At 67.9% G+C, this 19,500-nt stretch carries 15 protein-coding genes, 1 tRNA gene and 1 pseudogene; 5 read left to right on the forward strand and 12 right to left on the reverse strand.

Features of this window, described 5'->3' with window-relative positions:
• The 3 genes from U9R90_RS24800 to polA form a co-directional block, all read right to left on the reverse strand.
• Positions 1–1,070: lytic transglycosylase domain-containing protein (locus U9R90_RS24800; RefSeq protein ID WP_411058876.1), on the reverse strand; the 1,070-nt coding region annotated here is incomplete at its 3' end.
• 254 nt (positions 1,071–1,324) lie between these two features.
• On the reverse strand, positions 1,325–1,738 hold the full coding sequence (locus U9R90_RS24805) for a hypothetical protein (protein WP_411058877.1): 414 nt from the start codon (positions 1,736–1,738) through the stop codon (positions 1,325–1,327).
• Positions 1,739–1,857: 119 nt separating this feature from the next.
• Positions 1,858–4,593 (reverse strand): DNA polymerase I, encoded by a 2,736-nt coding sequence (polA, locus tag U9R90_RS24810; protein ID WP_411058878.1) that lies wholly within the window; start codon positions 4,591–4,593, stop codon positions 1,858–1,860.
• A gap of 122 nt (positions 4,594–4,715) precedes the next feature.
• Here polA and U9R90_RS24815 point away from each other — a divergent pair, with 122 nt between their 5' ends.
• The 3 genes from U9R90_RS24815 (at position 4,716) to U9R90_RS24825 (ending at position 8,658) form a co-directional block, all read left to right on the forward strand.
• Positions 4,716–6,998, forward strand: a complete 2,283-nt coding sequence (locus U9R90_RS24815; protein ID WP_411058879.1) for an FdhF/YdeP family oxidoreductase — start codon at positions 4,716–4,718, stop codon at positions 6,996–6,998.
• A gap of 69 nt (positions 6,999–7,067) precedes the next feature.
• Positions 7,068–7,556, forward strand: a complete 489-nt coding sequence (locus U9R90_RS24820) for a PaaI family thioesterase (protein WP_411058880.1) — start codon at positions 7,068–7,070, stop codon at positions 7,554–7,556.
• A gap of 205 nt (positions 7,557–7,761) precedes the next feature.
• A complete protein-coding gene (locus U9R90_RS24825; protein WP_411058881.1) occupies positions 7,762–8,658 on the forward strand; it encodes a trypsin-like serine protease in 897 nt (298 codons plus the stop codon).
• A gap of 71 nt (positions 8,659–8,729) precedes the next feature.
• Here the strand turns inward: U9R90_RS24825 and U9R90_RS24830 are convergent, their stop codons facing one another.
• The 7 genes from U9R90_RS24830 to U9R90_RS24860 form a co-directional block, all read right to left on the reverse strand.
• On the reverse strand, positions 8,730–9,446 hold the full coding sequence (locus tag U9R90_RS24830; RefSeq protein WP_411058882.1) for an ABC transporter ATP-binding protein: 717 nt from the start codon (positions 9,444–9,446) through the stop codon (positions 8,730–8,732).
• A complete protein-coding gene (locus U9R90_RS24835) occupies positions 9,443–10,318 on the reverse strand; it encodes an ABC transporter ATP-binding protein (protein ID WP_411058883.1) in 876 nt (291 codons plus the stop codon). Before U9R90_RS24835 ends, U9R90_RS24830 begins: the two co-directional genes overlap by 4 nt.
• Before the next feature lie 6 nt (positions 10,319–10,324).
• Positions 10,325–12,115 carry a branched-chain amino acid ABC transporter permease gene (locus tag U9R90_RS24840; protein WP_411058884.1) on the reverse strand — a complete coding sequence of 597 codons (1,791 nt, stop codon included), beginning with the start codon at positions 12,113–12,115 and terminating at the stop codon, positions 10,325–10,327.
• A 5-nt stretch (positions 12,116–12,120) separates the two neighbouring features.
• A complete protein-coding gene (locus U9R90_RS24845) occupies positions 12,121–13,050 on the reverse strand; it encodes a branched-chain amino acid ABC transporter permease (protein WP_411058885.1) in 930 nt (309 codons plus the stop codon).
• A gap of 123 nt (positions 13,051–13,173) precedes the next feature.
• Complete coding sequence (locus tag U9R90_RS24850) at positions 13,174–14,424, reverse strand: branched-chain amino acid ABC transporter substrate-binding protein (RefSeq protein WP_411058886.1); 1,251 nt, start codon at positions 14,422–14,424, stop codon at positions 13,174–13,176.
• Between the two features lie 236 nt (positions 14,425–14,660).
• A complete protein-coding gene (locus tag U9R90_RS24855) occupies positions 14,661–15,176 on the reverse strand; it encodes a Tat pathway signal sequence domain protein (protein WP_411058887.1) in 516 nt (171 codons plus the stop codon).
• 344 nt (positions 15,177–15,520) lie between these two features.
• Positions 15,521–16,174, reverse strand: coding sequence for an ANTAR domain-containing response regulator (locus U9R90_RS24860; protein WP_411058888.1), 654 nt, complete (start codon positions 16,172–16,174; stop codon positions 15,521–15,523).
• Between the two features lie 101 nt (positions 16,175–16,275).
• On the opposite strand from U9R90_RS24860, the gene U9R90_RS24865 reads away from it, so the two are divergent.
• Together U9R90_RS24865 and U9R90_RS24870 are read left to right on the forward strand one after the other, a co-directional pair.
• Positions 16,276–16,350, forward strand: a tRNA-Leu gene (locus tag U9R90_RS24865).
• Positions 16,351–16,459: 109 nt separating this feature from the next.
• Positions 16,460–17,242, forward strand: coding sequence for a transcriptional regulator (locus U9R90_RS24870; protein WP_411058889.1), 783 nt, complete (start codon positions 16,460–16,462; stop codon positions 17,240–17,242).
• On the opposite strand, the gene pyk is transcribed toward U9R90_RS24870, so the two are convergent.
• Positions 17,239–18,675, reverse strand: a complete 1,437-nt coding sequence (gene pyk / locus U9R90_RS24875; protein ID WP_411058890.1) for a pyruvate kinase — start codon at positions 18,673–18,675, stop codon at positions 17,239–17,241. The two genes, U9R90_RS24870 and pyk, sit on opposite strands and share 4 nt — an antisense overlap.
• Positions 18,676–18,806: 131 nt before the next feature.
• Positions 18,807–19,496: pseudogene (locus U9R90_RS24880) on the reverse strand (SIMPL domain-containing protein); the annotation flags it as partial.
• Positions 19,497–19,500 lie beyond the last annotated feature (4 nt).

Below are 19,500 nucleotides of genomic sequence, written 5' to 3' on the forward strand. Positions count from 1 at the left end.
TCGGTCGGGCTGGGGGTGGCGGGCGGGGACGGCGTGGGGACCGTGGGCTTGGTCGGCGACGGGCTCGGGGTGGGCGAGGCGTCCGGCTTGTCGGTCTCGCCGGGGGCGGGCGAGGGAGTGGGTGACGGGCTCGGCTTGCTGCCGTTCTTGTCGTTGCCCTTGCCCGTGCCGTTGCCCTTGCCGCTTCCGTTGCCCTTGCCGCTTCCGTTGCCCTTGCCGTTGCCCTTGTTGTCGCTGCGGTTGCCCGGCGGTACGCCGGTGCCGTCCGGCACCTCGTGGGTGCCCTTGCGGTAGTACTCGAGCCAGGACAGGACCGTGTTGAGGTATTCCTCGGAGCGGTTGTAGCTCAGGATCGCCTGGCGCAGGTCGCCCTGCACGGACAGGTCGCCGCCGTTCGCGCACAGGTACGCGGCCGCGGCGAGCGCGGCGTCGTAGATGTTGTTGGGGTCTTTCCTGCCGTCGCCACTGCCGTCCCGTCCCCAGCTCGCCCAGGTGGACGGGATGAACTGCATGGGCCCGACCGCCCGGTCGTGCGTGGTGTCGCCGTCGTACGCGCCACCGTCGGTGTCGGTGATGTTGGCGAAGCCGTTGCCGTTGAGGACGGGGCCGAGTATCGGGGAGAGGGTGGTGCCGTTCGCGTCGACGCGGCCGCCGCGGGCCTGGCCGGACTCGACCTTGCCGATGGCGGCGAGGAGTTGCCAGGGGATGTTGCAGCCGGGCCGCAGGTCGCGCTGGGCCGCCTCGGCCTTCTTGTACGCGTCCAGGACGGTGGCGGGTATGCCCGCTTCCGCCTCGCCGGTGCCGAGCGGCGGCTGGGTCCCGGTGCCGTCGCCCGGTGTTGGGGGCACGGGCGTTTCCAGGGGCGGCAGTTCGGTGTAGTACGGGGAGTCACCGGTCGCGGAGTCACCGGCTGGAGGGTCGGTCGGTTCCGTCGATCCGGTGCGCTGACGGCCCAGCGAAGTGTCGGTCACACCGGGCGCTTGCGAGGCGGACAGGGCCGCGATCGCGGCCGCGGCCACCGCGGCCGTCGCGGTTCCCTTACGGAGTCGACGGCCGAATACCGCTCCCATACGTCTGTTCCCCTCCCGTGGCGACGGCGGCACGCTCCCCAGCGTGCCGACGCAGGTGACCCTACGACAACTTCCACCGTGCAGACAGCGGTTCGCGTCCGCTTTCTACCGGTTGGCGCGTATGGGTTCACCAGAGCTGCACACTCGGGGGCTTCACGGGGCGCGAGACGTACGGATGGCGGGGACTCAGCGGCCGTACGGGCCGGGGAATGGCGGGGACTCAGCGGCCGTACGGGCCGGGGAATGGCGGGGACTCAGCGGCCGTACGGGCCCAGGGGCGTGGCGTGGCCCGTTCGCGTGATCATGGGGCGGATGTCGCGAGTCCGGAGCAGGATGATCTTGCGGCGTAGTTCCTCGGCGTGCCGCAGCACCGTCTCCACGATCAGCACCCTGGCGACGCCGACCCGGCTGAGGTGGCCGGCGTCGTGGGGCGCGCACCACAGGTCGCTGCGGTCGTCGTGCGGGGCGAGTGGGGCGGCGGCGCGGAACGACAGAGCCGCCCGGATGTCGCGGGACATCCGGGCGGCCAGATCGGGGTCGCGGGCGGACCGGCAGGTCGCGGCACGGCGCCCCGACCGCGCGTCCGCCACGGATATCGGGGCGATCAGGGTCGAGGCGACCGCCGCGGCGACGGCGGGCCGCCAGTAGCGACGTATGTGATGGGCCATGCCTGCCACGCTGCCCCGCCGCACCTGCCCCAGCACGAGCACGGGGTCCAACCGGGTGTCCCCGCCACCCGCCCGGACCCCCAGAGTGCGGGCGGGCGGCGGGACCGCGTCGGGCGTGGTCAGTGCGCGGCCGACTCCCAGTCCGCGCCGACGCCCACCGACACGTCCAGCGGCGCCCGCAGCTGGACCGCGGCCGCCATTTCGCGGCGGACGAGCTCCTCGGTCGCCGCCCGCTCGCCGGGGGCGATCTCCAGCACGATTTCGTCGTGCACCTGGAGCAGCACCCGCGAGGTCAGCTTCGCCTCCCTCAGGGCCCGGTCGACCTTGAGCATGGCGACCTTGACGATGTCGGCCGCCGTGCCCTGGATCGGTGCGTTCAGCGCCATCCGCTCGGCCGCCTCGCGGCGCTGGCGGTTGTCGCTGTTGAGGTCGGGCAGATAGCGGCGACGGCCCAGCATCGTCTCCGTGTACCCGGTGGCGCGGGCTTCGTCGACGACGCGGCGCAGATAGTCGCGTACCCCGCCGAACCGCTCGAAGTAGGTGTCCATCAGGGCGCGGGCCTCGGCCGCCTCGATGTTCAGCTGCTGGGAGAGGCCGAACGCGGACAGGCCGTAGGCCAGGCCGTACGACATGGCCTTGATCTTGCGGCGCATCTCGGCGTCGACGGCGGACCGCTCGACGCCGAACACCTGCGAGGCGACGGTGGTGTGCAGGTCCTCGCCTGAGGTGAATGCCTCAAGGAGGCCCTCGTCCTCGGACAGGTGCGCCATCACCCGCAGTTCGATCTGGCTGTAGTCGGCGGTCATCAGCGACTCGTAGCCCTCGCCGACGACGAAGCCGCGTCGGATGGCCCGGCCCTCGTCGGTGCGCACCGGGACGTTCTGCAGGTTGGGGTCGGTGGACGACAGGCGTCCGGTGGCGGCCACGATCTGGCTGAAGCTGGTGTGCACCCGGCCGTCGGCGGCGATGGTCTTGATCAGGCCCTCGACAGTGACGCGGAGCTTGGCCTGCTCGCGGTGGCGCAGCATGATGACCGGCAGTTCGTTGTCGGTCTGGGCGGCCAGCCAGGCGAGCGCGTCCGCGTCCGTGGTGTAACCGGTCTTGGTCTTCTTGGTCTTGGGCAGGCCCAGTTCGCCGAAGAGGACTTCCTGCAGCTGCTTGGGCGAGCCCAGGTTGAACTCGTGGCCCGCCGCGGCGTGCGCCTCCTTCACGGCCTGCTGGACCGCGCCCGCGAACAGCTGCTCCATGGACTCCAGATGGGGCCGGTCAGCCGCGATGCCGTGCCGCTCCATGCGGGCCAGCAGCTCCGACGTCGGCAGTTCGATGTCGCGCAGCAGCTCGGCGGCGCCGACCTCCTGGAGCTTCTCGCCGAACGCGGTGCCCAGGTCCAGGATCGTACGGGCCTGGGCCATCAGCGCCTCGGCCTCGGCCGCGTCGTCCGCGCCGAAGGCGAGCTGCCCGTCGGCCGCCGCGGCGGTGGCCAGCTCCCGGCCCAGGTACTCCAGGGACAGCGCGTCCAGGGCGAAGGAGCGGCGGCCCGGCTTGACCAGGTAGGCGGCGAGCGCGCTGTCCATCACGATGCCGTCGATGGTCCAGCCGTGCTCAGCGAAGACCCGCATGGCGTTCTTGGCGTTGTGCAGGACCTTGGGCCGGTCGGCGTCGGCGAGCCAGGCCGCGAAGGCGTTCTCGTCGGCCTCGTCCAGCTGCGCCGGATCGAACCAGGCGGCCGCCCCCCCTGCCGCCGCCAGCGCGACCTCGGTGACCGAGCCGGTGCCCAGCTGCCAGGAGTCGACCGCGGCCATGCCGAGCACCGCCGTGCCGTGCTCGGTGAGCCACGGCGCCAGCTCGCCCGTGCCGAGCACGGTGCCGTCCAGCTCCACACCCGCGGCCGGCGGCGCCTCATCGGCCGCCTCCTCCGCGCCGGGGTCGACGGCCAGCAGCCGCTCACGCAGCGAGGGGTTGCGGATCTCCAGCGTGTCCAGGAACACGGCGAGCGCCTTGCGGTCATAGGCGGCGCGCTCCAGGTCCGCGACGGCCCTGGGCAGCTCCACGTCCTTGACCATCTCGGTCAGCCGGCGGTTGAGCTTGACCGCTTCCAGGTGGTCGCGGAAGTTCTGCCCGGCCTTGCCCTTGACCTCGTCCGCGCGCTCCACCAGGTCCGCGAACGACCCGAACTGGTTGATCCACTTCGCGGCGGTCTTCTCACCCACACCCGGGATGCCCGGCAGATTGTCGGACGGGTCGCCGCGCAGCGCCGCGAAGTCCGGGTACTGCGCCGGGGTGAGGCCGTACTTCTCCTGGACCTTCTCCGGCGTGAACCGGGTCAGCTCCGAGACGCCCTTGGTCGGATACAGCACGGTCACCTGCTCGCTGACCAGCTGGAACGAGTCACGGTCACCGGTGACGACCAGTACGTCAAAGCCCGCCGCCTCGGCCTGGGTGGCGAGCGTGGCGATGATGTCGTCCGCCTCGAAGCCGTCCACCGCGAACCGCTCGACACCCATCGTGTCGAGCAACTCGCCGATCAGCTCCACCTGTCCCTTGAACTCGTCCGGGGTCTTGGAGCGGTTCGCCTTGTACTCGGCGAACTCCTGCGAGCGCCACGTACTGCGGGACACGTCGAAGGCCACCGCGAAGTGCGTGGGCTCCTCGTCGCGCAGGGTGTTCGCCAGCATCGACGCGAAGCCGTACACGGCGTTCGTCGGCTGGCCGGACGCGGTGGTGAAGTTCTCCGCGGGCAGCGCGAAGAACGCCCGGTACGCCAGGGAGTGCCCGTCCATGAGCATCAGGCGGGGGCGCTGCCCGGAGGTCGCCAAGGTCGCGTTCTCAGTCTTGTTCGATGCTGTTTCTGCCACGTGCCCGATCCTCCCACGCCCCACTGACAACCGGCCCCGCTCCAGCTCGGCGACCGGCCACTGTCATCGCTACGTGGGAGTATCGGACACGTCACTCCAGCACTGGTCGAAGGAGACCGATCATGGCAGGCAAGCCCCCCTCAGGCGACCCCGTCCAGGACGCGCCCCAGGTCGAAGGACCGCAGCACGCGGCCGCCGGGCTGCCCGCCATCGGTCACACGCTTCGCATGGCCCAGAAACAGATGGGCGTGCGCCGCACCGCCCTCACCCTGCTCAAGGTCAACCAGAAAGACGGCTTCGACTGTCCCGGCTGCGCCTGGCCCGAGCCCGAGCACCGGCACCGCGCCGAGTTCTGTGAGAACGGTGCGAAGGCCGTCGCCGAAGAGGCCACCCTGCGCCGGGTCACCAGCGACTTCTTCGCCGCCCACCCGGTCGCCGACCTCGCCCGGCGCAGTGGCTACTGGCTGGGCCAGCAGGGCCGCCTCACCCGCCCCATGTACCTCGCCGACGGCGCCGACCGGTACGAGCCGGTGTCCTGGGAGCGCGCCTTCGACATCATCGCCGACGAGCTGGGCGCACTCGACTCCCCCGACGAGGCGCTCTTCTACACCTCGGGCCGCACCAGCAACGAAGCGGCGTTCCTGTACCAGCTCTTCGCCCGCGAGTTCGGCACCAACAACCTGCCCGACTGCTCCAACATGTGCCACGAGTCCTCCGGCTCGGCGCTCACCGAGACCATCGGAGTCGGCAAGGGCAGCGTCCTGCTCGACGACCTCCACCAAGCCGACCTGATCATCGTCGCCGGGCAGAACCCCGGCACGAACCACCCGCGGATGCTCGCCGCCCTGGAGCAGGCGAAGACCGCCGGCGCGAAGATCATCACGGTGAATCCGCTGCCCGAGGCGGGCATGGAGCGGTTCAAGAACCCGCAGACGCCCAAGGGCCTCGCCGGGCACGGCACCGCCCTCACCGACCTCTTCCTGCAGATCCGCATCGGCGGCGACCAGGCCCTGTTCCGCCTCCTGAACCGGCTCATCCTGCAGACCGAGGGTGCCGTCGACGAGAAGTTCGTGGCCGAGCACACGCACGGCTTCGACGCGTTCAAGGAAGCGGCCCTGGCCGCCGACTGGGACGACACCCTCGCCGCGACCGGCCTGGACCGCTCCGTCATCGAGCAGGCCCTGCGGATGATCCTGGCCTCCGAGCGCACCGTCGTGTGCTGGGCGATGGGCCTCACCCAGCACAAACACGCCGTCCCCACCATCCGCGAGGTCGTCAACTTCCTGCTGCTGCGCGGCAACATCGGCCGCCCCGGCGCCGGTGTCTGCCCGGTCCGCGGCCACTCCAACGTGCAGGGCGACCGCACCATGGGCATCTTCGAACGCCCCGCCCCCGCGTTCCTCGACGCCCTGGAGAAGGAGTTCGGCTTCGCCCCGCCGCGCCACCACGGCCTCGACGTCGTCCGCTCCATCCGCGCCCTGCGCGACGGCGACGCCAAGGTCTTCTTCGCCATGGGCGGCAACTTCGTCGCGGCATCCCCCGACACCGACGTCACCGAGGACGCGATGCGCCGCGCCCGCCTCACCGTCCACGTCTCCACCAAACTCAACCGCTCACACACGGTGACCGGCGCCCGCGCCCTGATCCTGCCCACCCTCGGACGCACCGAGAAGGACCTGCAGGACAGCGGCGAGCAGTTCGTCACCGTCGAGGACTCCATGGGCATGGTGCACGCCTCACGCGGCCGCCTGGAGCCCGCCAGCGGCCAACTGCTCTCCGAAACCGCGATCGTCTGCCGCCTGGCCCGCCGCGTCCTGGGCCCCGGCAGCCGCACCCCGTGGGAAGAGTTCGAGAAGGACTACGCCACCATCCGCGACCGCATCTCCCGCGTCATCCCCGGCTTCGAGGACTTCAACGCGCGCGTGAAGCACCCCGGCGGCTTCACCCTCCCGCACGCCCCACGCGACGAGCGCCGCTTCCCCACCGCCACCGGCAAGGCCAACTTCACCGCCGCCCCCGTCACCTACCCCGAGCTCCCCGAAGGCCGCCTGCTGCTGCAGACCCTGCGCTCCCACGACCAGTACAACACCACCATCTACGGCCTCGACGACCGCTACCGCGGCATCAAGAACGGCCGCCGCGTAGTCCTGGTCAACCCGGCCGACGCCCACCGCCTCGGCCTCGCCGACGGCAGCTACACCGACCTGGTCAGCGAATGGGCGGACGGCGTCGAGCGACGCGCGGCCGGCTTCCGCGTCGTGCACTACCCCACCGCCCGAGGCTGCGCCGCCGCCTACTACCCCGAGACCAACGTGCTGGTCCCACTCGACGCCACGGCCGACACCAGCAACACCCCCGCCAGCAAGTCCGTCGTCGTACGCCTGGAACAACCCAGCCCGGTCTAAGCGTTCGCTCAACCACCTGATAGGAACGGTGCACACGACAACGAACGCCGACGATCGGAGCCGTGCCCCATGGGCGAGCAGCACCAAGTGAAGTTCCCGCAAGAGGTCATCGACGAGTACGCCGCACTCGGTGTCGACCTTCCCGCACTCTTCTCCGCGGGCCACCTCGGCACCCGCATGGGCGTACAGATCCTCGAGGCCGCCGCGGACCGCGTCGTCGGCACCATGCCCGTCGAAGGCAACACCCAGCCGTACGGCCTGCTGCACGGCGGCGCCTCCGCCGTGCTCGCCGAGACCCTCGGCTCCATCGGCGCCATGCTGCACGGCGGCAGCAACAAGATCGCCGTCGGCGTCGACCTCAACTGCACCCACCACCGCGGCGCCCGCTCCGGCCTCGTCACCGGCGTCGCCACCCCCGTACACCGCGGCCGCACCACCGCCACGTACGAGATCGTGATCACCGACGAGAACGACAAGCGGGTCTGCAGCGCCCGCCTCACCTGCCTGCTGCGTGACGTCAACCCCAGCGACGAGGCACGCGTCCGCTCGGCGAGCTGACCCAGGGAACAACACCCTGCGCTGGTGCCGTCGCACGACGACACCAGCGCAGGACATTCACCCCAACTCCCCCTCCCCCACCGGGAAATATCCAAGTCACGGTCAAGGATCACCGTCACTCTTGCGGCGCCGCGCGGTGGCACGCTTCACTGTCGATCACCCCCACAGGAGAACACCCGTCCCACCACACCCAAAGGGGTTCTTCTTGACGACCGCCGCCCGCGCCGGCACGACCGCCCGCCGCGCCACCGTCATCACCGCCGCGGCCTGCGCCGCCGTACTCGGCGCCGCACTCCCCTCGTCCGCGATCAACACCTACAACGCCGCCCCCGCGCCCGAGCGCACCGAGGTCGGCTCGCTCGTCGTCCAGTACGACCACGACGAGGACGCCACCACACCCGACCGGGTCCGCTGGGTCTGCTCCGGCACCATGATCGACGGCGACACGTTCCTCACCGCCGCACACTGCACGACCGACTGGCCCGAGAACGTCAAGTTCGGCGTCTCCCTCGACCAGGACGTCCAGGCAGCGCTCGACCAGGCCGCCGAAGACCACCCCGGCGACCCGGACACCGCATTCGCCACCGTCGCCGTCCCCGGCACCGAGCACAACCACCCCGGCTACCCCGGCCCGGCCGCCGACACCCGCGACATCTCCGTCGTCGAAGTACCGGCCGCCGCGATGAAGGCCCGCTGGGACTTCACCCCCGCCACCCTCCCCACCGCAGGACAGCTCGACGACCTCGGCGCCCAGGGCCTCAACGCCACCGACTTCCTCGTCGCCGGCTACGGCACCCAGGAAGCCCAGAACGGCCCCGGCGGCCACACCCACCCCGGCGGCGGCGTCCGCATGAAGGCCCCGCTCACCTACAACGCCCTCAACAAAGCCTGGCTGCGGCTGTCCATGACCGCACCCCAGGGCAACGGCGGCGCCTGCTACGGCGACTCCGGCGGCCCCAACTTCGCGCGCATCGACGGCACACTCACCCTCGTCGGCACCACCATCACCGGCGACACCCCCTGCAAGGCCACCAACGTCACCTACCGCCTCGACACCCCCGGCGCCCGCGACTTCCTCGCCCCCTTCGTCACCCTCCCCTGACGCTCCCCCGACACACGACGAGGCCCGCACTCCCAACGGAGTGCGGGCCTCTCGCTCAGCGCTGCGGCCGCTCAGTCCTCGCCGAGATACGCCTTGCGCACCGACTCGTCGTGCAGCAGATCCTGCCCCGAACCAGACAGCACGATCTTCCCGATCTCCATGACATGCCCCTGGTCCGCCAGCGACAGCGCCGCCTGGGCGTTCTGCTCCACCAGCAAAATCGTGGTGCCCTGCGCCTTCAGCTCGGAGATGGTCTCCACGATCCGCTGCATCATGATCGGCGACAGACCCATGGACGGCTCGTCCAGCATCAGCAGCTTCGGCTGCGACATCAGCGCACGCCCCATGGCGAGCATCTGCTGCTCACCACCCGACAGCGTGCCCGCGGCCTGCTTCCTGCGCTCGCCCAGAATCGGAAAGAGATCATAGGCGCGCTGGATATCCCGCTCGATCCCCGCCGCATCACGGCGCAAGAACGCACCGAGCTGGAGATTCTCCGCAATCGTCAGCCGCGGAAAGATCCGCCGACCCTCCGGCGAATGCGCCAGACCCATCGAAACGATCTTGTGCGCGGGCACGCCGTTCAACGGCTGCCCATCGAAGAAGATCTTCCCGCCGGCCGGCTTCAACAGCCCCGACAGCGTCCGCAGCGTCGTCGTCTTACCCGCGCCGTTCGTCCCGATCAACGTGACGATCTGACCCGCCTCGACACTGAAGGAGATGCCCTTGACGGCCTCGATCTTGCCGTAGGCGACCTTGAGATCCTCGACCTGCAACATTGCGGTCACTGGTCATCCCCTTCCGTACGCTCCTGAACCTGCGCCGACTCCGCCGCCGCGACCTCGGCCGCCTCATCCGCACCCGGCGCCCCCTCAAAGGGAGTACCGAGATACGCCGCGACCACCCGCTCGTCGCTCTGCACCACCGCAGGCGAGCCCTCGATGAGCTTCTCCCCCTGCACCAGCACCGCAACGCGGTCGCACAGGTTGAAGATGAACCGCATGTCGTGCTCGATGACCAGCACCGCAGTGCCCTGGTCCCGCACCGCGAACACCAGATCCTGCGTCGCCCTGGTCTCCTGCGGGTTCATACCCGCCGTCGGCTCATCCAGCAGCAGCAGACCAGGATCACTCGCCAACGCACGAGCGATCTCCAGCTTCCGCTGCTCGCCATAGGGGAGGTTACGGGCGAGCGTGTCCCGCTTGGCCGCGAGCCCCGTGAACTCCAGAAGCTCCATGGCCCGCTCCTCGGACTCCCGCTCGGCCTTCTTGAAGCCCGGCGTACGCAGCAGCGCCGACCACAACCCCTCCTTCGTACGGGTGTGCCGACCCACCAGAACGTTCTCCAGCACCGTCATGTTGGCGAAGAGCCGGATGTTCTGGAACGTCCGCGCCACACCCGCCTGCGTCACCATGTGCGAACGGTGCGGCAGAACCTTCCCCTTGTAGCTGACCTGCCCCTCACTGGGGATATACAGCCCCGTCAGACAGTTGAAGAACGTCGTCTTCCCGGCGCCGTTGGGACCGATCAGACCAACGATCTCGCCCTCGTTGACGGTGAGATCGACGCCGCGCACAGCGGTCAGACCGCCAAAGCGCATGGTGACACCGCGAGCGTCGAGCACCGCGGTCTCCGTCGTGGTGATGGTGTCGCTTGTCACGATGGCTCACACCCCCGTCTTCGTATCAACGCCGACGCCGTTTGGGGGGACGTCCAGCTGCCCGGTTTCATGGAACTCCAGCTGCTTCCTACGGTCCGCGACCAGACCCTCCGGACGGAAACGCATCAGCAGCACCAACGCGATACCGAACAACAGAAGCTGGTAATCCGCCATGAACTGCAGCTTGTTGGGGATCAGATAGAGCAGCGCCGCACCGATCAGCGGACCACTCAACGTACCCATACCGCCCAGAATCACCGCGGCCAGCAAGAACGCCGAGTTCGGCGGCACCGCGTGCACGAACTTGTAGCCGTCCGGATGGACGCCGTACTCGACATGCGCCAGCACCGTACCCGCGACACCCGCCAGCGTCGCACCCAGCGCGAACGCCAGCAGCTTCAGCCGGAACGCGTTGATACCCATGGCGCCCGCAGCGGTCTCATCCTCCCGGATCGCCACCCACGCACGACCGATACGGGAACTGTCCGAACGCCGGAACACCATCACGATGACCGCCGTGAACAGCAGCATCAACAGATAGTAGTTGGCGAACCGGCCCAGCTCGAAGCCCAAAATCGTGTGCGAGACACCGAAGTCGAACCCGAACATCTTCAGGTCCGGAACGCCCGGAATACCGTTGGGACCATTGGTCAGATCAGGACCCGACTGACCATCGAGGTTCTGCATACCGATGCGGAAGATCTCACCGAACCCCAGCGTCACGATCGCCAGGTAGTCACCACGCACCCGCAGCGTCGGCGCACCAATGATCACACCGAAGATCATGGAGACCACGGCACCCGTGAGCACCGCCGCCCAGAACGGGAACTGCACACCCAGCGCAGCGGTCGGCGCACCCGACACCAGCGCCGCCGTGTACGCACCCACACCGAGGAACGCCACATACCCCAGGTCCAGCAGACCCGCCAGACCCACCACCACATTCAGACCCACCGCGACCGTCGCGAAGATCAGAATGCTGACCGCCACCGAGGTGTACGCGTCACTGTCCTGCGTGAACGGGAACAGCGCCGCCGAGAAGAACGCCGCCGTCAACGCCACATTGCGGTACTTGTGCGTCAGCGTCGACACCCTGCGCATCAGACCCGCGCGATAGGCAGCGGCAGCGGCGAAACCGGTCAGGATCAGGAAGCCGATGAACAGCTCCTCCTCCGAACCAATGCCGTACGTGAAGACCGTCAGGCCCACCCCGCAGGCCGCACACACCACCAACACCTCGGCCCACGACGGCAACGCCATCGCCGGACCCGGCTCAGGAGCCGCCAACGAGTGCCGAAAACGCGCCCAGGCACCGACCGGCGGGTGCTCCTCATCGAAAGGCGTGTCGGCCGGAAGACCCAGAACCGCCAGCAGCAGCACCAGAGAAACAACCGCCGCGACAAAACCGCCAGGCTCCAGATTGGCCAGGCCACCCAACTGCCAGGCAATGGCGACCACCGTGAACCAGGTCGTCGCGAACGTACCCAGCGCCAACATCAGCGCAGGACTGGTACTCCCACCCGGCGTCAACCAGCGCAGCCCGCGCACACCGAGCCCCGCCAACAAGAACAACAAGGTGAGCAGGGCACCCACCAACGTGAGCACCTGCAGACCACCGGGGTAACCCGTGACCGTCAGATTGCCCGGAAACTCTTCGGTCCAGGTCCACGCAAGGAACGTGGACGCGAACGTGGCAACCGCCGCGCCGATGGCCACCAACCGGGCACCGGCCGCCGGCAGCGGAAGCAGACCAGGAACAGCCTGCCTGGGCGAGGACTGAGGGGACTGAGTCGTCATGCCAATCACGCCCGATCCGAAACGCGCTCGCCGAGGAGACCCTGCGGCCGGAACAGCAGCACCAGGATGAGCAGCGCGAAGGCCCACACATCCTTCCAAGCGCCACCACCGAACTGCGACATGCCAGGAACATTCTCCACATACGCCGTGGCCAGAGCCTCAGCGAAGCCCAGCACCAGACCACCGATCATGGCGCCATAGATATTGCCGATACCACCGAGCACAGCCGCCGTGAACGCCTTCAGACCCGCGATAAAGCCCATACGGAAGCCGATCTGACCGAACTTCAACCCATGCGCCACCGCCGCGATCGCCGCGAACGCCGCACCGATCGCAAACGCCGTCACAATGATGCGATCCGTGTTGATACCCATCAACTTGGCCGTATCCGGGTCCTGGCTCGTCGCCTGCATCGCCCGGCCCGTACGCGTCTTCGACACGAACAACGCCAACGCGATCATGCACAGCGGAGCCGCGACCAACAGGAAGATCTCACCCCGCTGCAGACTCACCCCGCCGACATCCACCGGACCGCCCCCGAACTGCGGGAACGAAAGATCCTTCTTCGCATCGGGATAAAAGGCCCAAACAGCCTGCTGCAACGCGATCGACAGACCAATCGCCGTGATCAACGGCGCCAGCCGGGGACCGCCACGCAACGGCCGATAAGCGAAACGCTCGGCACCAACACCAACAAGGACCGAGCACACCACGGCCATAAGAATCATGACCGGCAGAGCGACCATCAACGCCGTACCGTCCGGCAGAATCAGCCAAGCGGTCAGCGCGCCAAAGCCGCCGATCATGAATATCTCGCCATGGGCGAAGTTAATGAGCTGGACTATGCCGTAGACCATGGTGTACCCGATCGCGATGAGTCCGTACATCGCGCCGAGGACTAGGCCATTGGCAAGCTGCTCCGGCAAATCTTGCACCGGGGGGCCTCCGGGGAGAGTGGTCAGATATACGACTGCGCGGGGGCGCTGTTTGCGCCCCCGCGCAGCAGCAGGATCGTTGCTGTTCGGGCGATCAGCCCGGGAGTACTACCTACCTACGTACTACTTCTCTTCGAACGTGCCGGTCTCGACCGGAACGTGCTTGCCGTCCTTGACCTGGTACACCGACAGCTGCTTGTTCGTCGTGTCACCGAACTCGTCGAACGCGACAGCACCCGTGATCCCGTCGAACGACACATCCTGCAGCGCCGCGGTGATCTTCTTACGGGCGTCCTTCAGGTCGCTCGGCAGCTTGCCGTCGTTGCCCTCCACGACCGCCTTCACGGCCTGGATGATCGCCCAGGTGCCGTCGTAGGAGTAGCCACCGAACGGACCGAACGGGTCGTCGTAGTTCTCGGCCTTGTAGTCCTTCATGAACTTCTTGGCCGTGTCCAGCGTCTCCAGCGGAGCCCCGACCGACGTCGCGATGTCGCCCTCGGAGTTCTTGTTCGACAGCTTGATGTAGTCATCGCTGAAGAGCGCGTCACCACCGACCAGCGGGATCTTCGAACCCGCCTTGGTGATCTGGTCGGTCATCGGAGCCGCCGCCGGGTGCTCACCACCGAAGTAGACGAAGTCCGCCTTCGAGTTCTTGATCTTCGTCGCGATCGACGAGAAGTCCCGGTCCTCGGGGTTCACGCTGTCCGTCTGCACGACCTTGCCGCCGAGCTTGGTGAACTCCTCCTTGAAGGTCTTCGCCAGGCCCGCACCATACGTCTTCTTGTCATCGAGAATGAAGGCCTTCTTGTACTTCAACTCGTTGTAGACGTACTGCGCGGCGAACGGACCCTGCACCGCGTCCGTCGTCGACGTACGGAAGTACGTGTCGAACGGACGCTTCTTGTCGCCCTTCGACCAGTTCGGCCCCTGGCTCAGCTGCGGAGCGGTGTTCGCAGGCGACAGCTGGGCCAGGTTCGCACTGCCCAGAGTCTTCAACATGGCCTCGCCGACATGCGAGTTGAGCGGGCCAAGCACACCGTAGACATCCTTGGCACCCACCAGTTTGGTGGCGTTCTGCTGACCCGTACCGGCCTGGCCAGCGTCATCGAGGGCCTGGAGCTTGAACTGGACCCCCTCGACCTCGTTCTCCTTGTTGGCCGTCTTGATCGCGAGATCCGCGGAGTTCTTGATGCCCTGACCAAGGCTGGACAGGTCGCCGGTCAGCGGGGCGCTGAGGCCAATGACGACAGTGGTCTTCTTGCCGCCGTCACCGCCCCCCTTGTCGCCGCCGTCGTCGCGAGACCCGCAGGCCGACAGCGTGAGAGCCCCCGCGGTGACCGCAGTGGTGAGCATGAGCAAGGAACGGTGACGCACGATCAGTCCTTTCACCCTGGCACGGCAGCCCCTCCTGGGGCGCCGAGTACGCGCTGGAGACCGAGTCGGGTCGGATTCCGGTGGCGCGGTGACTGGCCGTGACTCTAAGGGGACAGGTGTGCGTGATGGAGAGGTCGGGCCAATGCTGTGACGCTCTTGTTATGACCGCATGGACAGAAAGGACAATTCCAGGCGCCCCATTAGTCCACATATTGAGAATCGGCAGGATGGACCCGCTACGTGCGAGCACCAACCGGACACGCCCGCGACACCGCCTCAGCAAGATCCTTCGCGTACTCCGATCCCAGGATGAAGCTATGCACCTGCATTGCCCGCGCATTACGCAGTGTTACCTTCAAGAAAGGGAGGCTGACATTCCGTGGTGCAATGTCGCAATCGCGCACGCGCATCGTGATGCGCACTTCACGCGGACTGTCCGCATTAAGAGTGAAAGGCGTACGCGTCCCCGACACCACCGACAACGCCGCAGACGGCTGCCTGATCTCCTCCACCACCACAGGAGAGCCCGGCTGCACCCTGAAAGTCACGGTAAAGGCGAATTCGCCGTCCGCTTTGCCCGCGTCGCCACCCGCATCCCCGTCCGCAGCGGGAACCACGACACCGCTGTACACCACCGACACTAGGTGTAACGGGTACGGAACCGGAGGCTCCGGAACAGCCGTCGGACGCGTCACCAACACCGCCACCCCCACGGCCAGAACGGTCCCCGCCACCCCGACACCCAGCAGCACGCGACGCCCCCGCGCCGACAACCCCGCCCACCACCCACGCACAACGGGCCAGGCGCGACGACGCGCCTGACCCGACACCAACTCCGTGGGCTCCGTGCCCAGACCCGGCTCCACCGGGCCAATCCCGCTCATCCCNCCCAGCAGCACGCGACGCCCCCGCGCCGACAACCCCGCCCACCACCCACGCACAACGGGCCAGGCGCGACGACGCGCCTGACCCGACACCAACTCCGTGGGCTCCGTGCCCAGACCCGGCTCCACCGGGCCAATCCCGCTCATCCCTCGACGCTAGACCCGGGCAGCCACCCCCGACAATGCACCGGAGCACCGCAACACAGGGCGCCCTACTGCCCCTTCGCGGCCTTCTTCTCCTCGGCGTCCTCGATAACCGCCTCCGCCACCTGCTGCATCGACAGCCGACGATCCATCGATGTCTTCTGAATCCACCGGAACGCGGCCGGCTCCGACAGCCCGTACTGCGTCTGCAGAATCGACTTCGCCCGATCCACCAGCTTCCGCGTCTCCAGCCGCTGCGAGAGGTCCGCGACCTCCCTCTCCAGCGCCTTCAGCTCCGTGTACCGCGACACGGCCATCTCGATCGCCGGAACCACGTCACCCTTGCTGAACGGCTTCACCAGGTACGCCATCGCACCCGCGTCCCGCGCCCGCTCGACCAGGTCCCGCTGCGAGAACGCGGTCAGCATCAGCACCGGCGCGATGGACTCCTCGGTGATCTTCTCCGCCGCGGAGATCCCGTCGAGCACGGGCATCTTCACGTCCAGGATCACCAGGTCCGGCTGGTGCTCACGGGCCAGCGCGATGGCCTGCTCGCCGTCGCCCGCCTCGCCGACGACGGAGTACCCCTCTTCCTCAAGCATCTCCTTGAGGTCGAGACGGATCAGCGCCTCGTCCTCGGCGATGACGACACGGGTCGTCAGCGGGGGCACGTGCGACTGGTCGTCGTCGGCGGCGGGCTGGGGCGACTCGGGGGCGGTCACGCGGGGCTCCTTGGTGCGGGGCAAGTTACTGCTGCCACGAGCCTACCTAGCTACGGTATGGTGGATGCGCAGCAGGTCGGGGGAAACCTTCGATTCTGCGGGCCCCGGTAGCCCAATTGGCAGCAGGCAATGGATTCAAAACCCATACAGTGTCGGTTCGAGTCCGACCCGGGGCACTTTTCCTTCAATTCCAAGGTCACGTGAAATCGGCAGAAGTTCACGTGAACGCGTGAACTCGTCACGATGCGGCCTACGCGCCCGCTTGATCCACGCAAGCTCGGCCGCATGTACGACGTCGACACGCGCAAGCAGGCTCTCGCACTCGTTGCCCAGGGGCGCAGCCTCAACTCCGTCAGCAAGCAGACAGGCATATCCCGTGCCGCGATCCGCTCCTGGCAGACACGCCTCGAGCCGCTTCCACGCATGCTCCCGCAGCTCGATCCCTGCTGCCGCTGCCAACCCGTGCCAGAGGGGCCTGCAGATCCTGCGGCGTACTCCTATCTCCTCGGCCTCTACCTCGGAGACGGCTACATCAGCCCTGCTGCGCGCAGTGGTTACTACCTCCGCATCGCATGCTCGAACGCCTGGCCAGGGCTCATCGACGCCTGCGTGACAGCCCTCCAGACGGCGAACCCCAGCAACAAGGCAGCCCGAGTGCAAGCGGTCGGCTGCGTCTCAGTGACCGGCTACAGCCGACACTGGCCATGCCTCTTCCCCCAGCACGGGCCCGGCAGGAAGCACGAGCGGCGGATTACGCTCGAACCCTGGCAGCAGGACATCGTCGACGCCTACCCGTGGGAGTTCATCCGGGGACTGATCCACTCCGACGGATGCCGGATCACCAACTGGACCACTCGCCTCGTGGCCGGGGAACGTAAGCGCTACGACTACCCCCGGTACTTCTTCACCAACAAGTCCGACGATATCCGCAAGCTGTGCACGGACACCCTGGCGAAGGTCGGCGTCGGGTGGACGATCCTGGCCCGGGGCAGCAATCCGCTGAACGTCTCCGTCGCGCGCAAGGCCTCCGTCGCCCTGATGGACGCCCACATCGGGCCCAAGTACTAGCTCGCCACGTCGTCCTCGCCGATGTGGTGGACCCGGACCAGGTTCGTCGAGCCCGGCACCCCAGGTGGGGACCCCGCCGTGATCACCACGATGTCACCCCGCTCGCAGCGGCCGATCTTCAGGAGCTGCTCATCGACCTGCGCGACCATCGCGTCCGTCGAACCCACGTGCGGGCCCAGGAACGTTTCCACGCCCCACGTGAGGTTGAGCTGGGAGCGCGTGGCCGGGTCCGGGGTGAAGGCCAGGAGTGGGATCGGGGAGCGGTAGCGGGAGAGGCGTTTGACGGTGTCGCCGGATTGGGTGAAGGCGACCAGGAACTTGGCGCCGAGGAAGTCGCCGATGTCCGCCGCCGCGCGGGCGACCGCGCCGCCCTGGGTGCGGGGTTTGCTCCGCTCGGTGATGGGCGGCAGACCCTTCGCGAGGATGTCTTCTTCCGCCGCTTCGACGATGCGGGCCATCGTGCGGACCGTCTCGACGGGGTACTTGCCGACGCTGGTCTCGCCGGAGAGCATCACCGCGTCGGTGCCGTCGATGACGGCGTTGGCGACGTCGGAGGCTTCGGCGCGCGTGGGCCGGGAGTTGTCGATCATCGAGTCGAGCATCTGGGTGGCGACGATGACCGGCTTGGCGTTGCGCTTGGCGAGTTTGATGGCGCGTTTTTGGACGATGGGGACGTCTTCGAGGGGCATTTCGACGCCGAGGTCGCCGCGGGCGACCATGATGCCGTCGAAGGCGGCGACGATGTTGTCGATGTTGTCGACGGCCTGGGGTTTTTCGACCTTGGCGATGACGGGGACGCGGCGGCCTTCTTCCTTCATGACGCGGTGGACGTCTTCGATGTCGCGTCCGCTGCGGACGAAGGAGAGGGCGATGACGTCGGCGCCGATGCGCAGGGCCCAGCGGAGGTCTTCGACGTCCTTTTCGGAGAGTGCGGGGACGGAGACGGCGACGCCGGGGAGGTTGAGGCCTTTGTGGTCGGAGACCATGCCGCCTTCGATGACGGTGGTGGTGACGCGGGGGCCGTCTACGGCGGTGACTTCGAGGGTGACTTTGCCGTCGTCTACGAGGATGCGTTCGCCGGTGGTGACGTCGGCGGCGAGGCCTTCGTAGGTGGTGCCGCAGGTGTTGCGGTCGCCTTGGACGCCGTCTTCGACGGTGATGGTGAAGGTGTCGCCGCGTTCGAGTAGTACGGGTCCTTCGGTGAAGCGGCCGAGGCGGATCTTCGGTCCTTGTAGGTCGGCGAGTACGCCGACGCTGCGGCCGGTTTCGTCGGAGGCTTGGCGTACGCGTTGGTAGCGCTCCTCGTGTTCGGCGTAGGTGCCGTGGCTGAGGTTGAGGCGGGCGACGTCCATTCCGGCTTGGACCAGTGCTTTGATCTGGTCGTATGAGTCGGTGGCTGGGCCCAGGGTGGAGACGATTTTTGCTCGGCGCATGGTTCGAGCCTAGGGCTTACCGGTGGGTAGAGAATTGGTCACGCGTGACGACTCAACAACCGTTGGGTGAAAGGTTATTGACAAGTCTTTGATTGTGCGCGTGCGCGCTCTGATGAGCATTTTCGGTGGGGTCAGAGTTGTGGTGGTGCCATGGTGAAGCGGGCGTTGACCTGGGCGTAGACGGTCTGGCGTTGTGGGGAGAGGTCGAGGGCCGGGGCGGTGTCGGCCGCCTCGGTCTCGAAGGCGGCGGAGCGCATCTGGGCCGCGACGGGCGTGGCTGCTTCGATGCCGTACGGGATGGCGTTCTCGGCGCCGATGTCGGCGAGTTCGATGAGGGCGTCGAGGTGGGTGTCGAGGGCTTCGGCGTATTCGCGGGCGCGTTGGACGGCTTCGTGTACGGCGCGGCGGCGGGCTTCGCGGTGGGCGGGTGAGTTGGGGCGTAGGGCCCACCAGGGGCCGTCGATGCGGGTGAGGTCGAGGTCGGCGAGGCGGGTGGTGAGTTCTCCGAGTGCGGTGAAGTCGCTGATTTCGGCGTGGATGTGGACGCGGCCTCGGTAGGCGCGTACGCGTTCGCCGCGGCCGTGTTTGGTGAGTACGGGGGTGACGGAGAAGGAGCCGGTTTCGAGTTTTTCGACGGCTTCTCCGTAGGTTTTGAGGAGGTCGAGTGCGGTGGCGTTGCGGTGGGTGAGGTTGTCGAGTGCGGTGCGTCGGTCGGTGCCGCGGGCGGTGACGGTGATGCCGATGCGGGCGATTTCGGGGTCGACTTCGAGGTGGGCTTCGCCGCGGACGGCGACGCGGGGTGCGTCGGGGGTGCCGTAGGGGGTG

Origin of the sequence: Streptomyces sp. E11-3, from assembly GCF_046540415.1 — a bacterium.
In the GTDB taxonomy this organism is placed as follows: Bacteria; Actinomycetota; Actinomycetes; order Streptomycetales; family Streptomycetaceae; genus Streptomyces.

Excerpts from the sequence above, each read along its gene's own strand:
- U9R90_RS24820 (WP_411058880.1), top strand. The coding sequence starts at position 7,068 with ATGGGCGAGCAGCACCAAGTGAAGTTCCCGCAAGAGGTCATCGACGAG.
- U9R90_RS24840 (WP_411058884.1), bottom strand. The coding sequence starts at position 12,115 with ATGACGACTCAGTCCCCTCAGTCCTCGCCCAGGCAGGCTGTTCCTGGT.
- U9R90_RS24870 (WP_411058889.1), top strand. The coding sequence starts at position 16,460 with ATGTACGACGTCGACACGCGCAAGCAGGCTCTCGCACTCGTTGCCCAG.
- U9R90_RS24815 (WP_411058879.1), top strand. The coding sequence starts at position 4,716 with ATGGCAGGCAAGCCCCCCTCAGGCGACCCCGTCCAGGACGCGCCCCAG.
- U9R90_RS24805 (WP_411058877.1), bottom strand. The coding sequence starts at position 1,738 with ATGGCCCATCACATACGTCGCTACTGGCGGCCCGCCGTCGCCGCGGCG.
- pyk (WP_411058890.1), bottom strand. The coding sequence starts at position 18,675 with ATGCGCCGAGCAAAAATCGTCTCCACCCTGGGCCCAGCCACCGACTCA.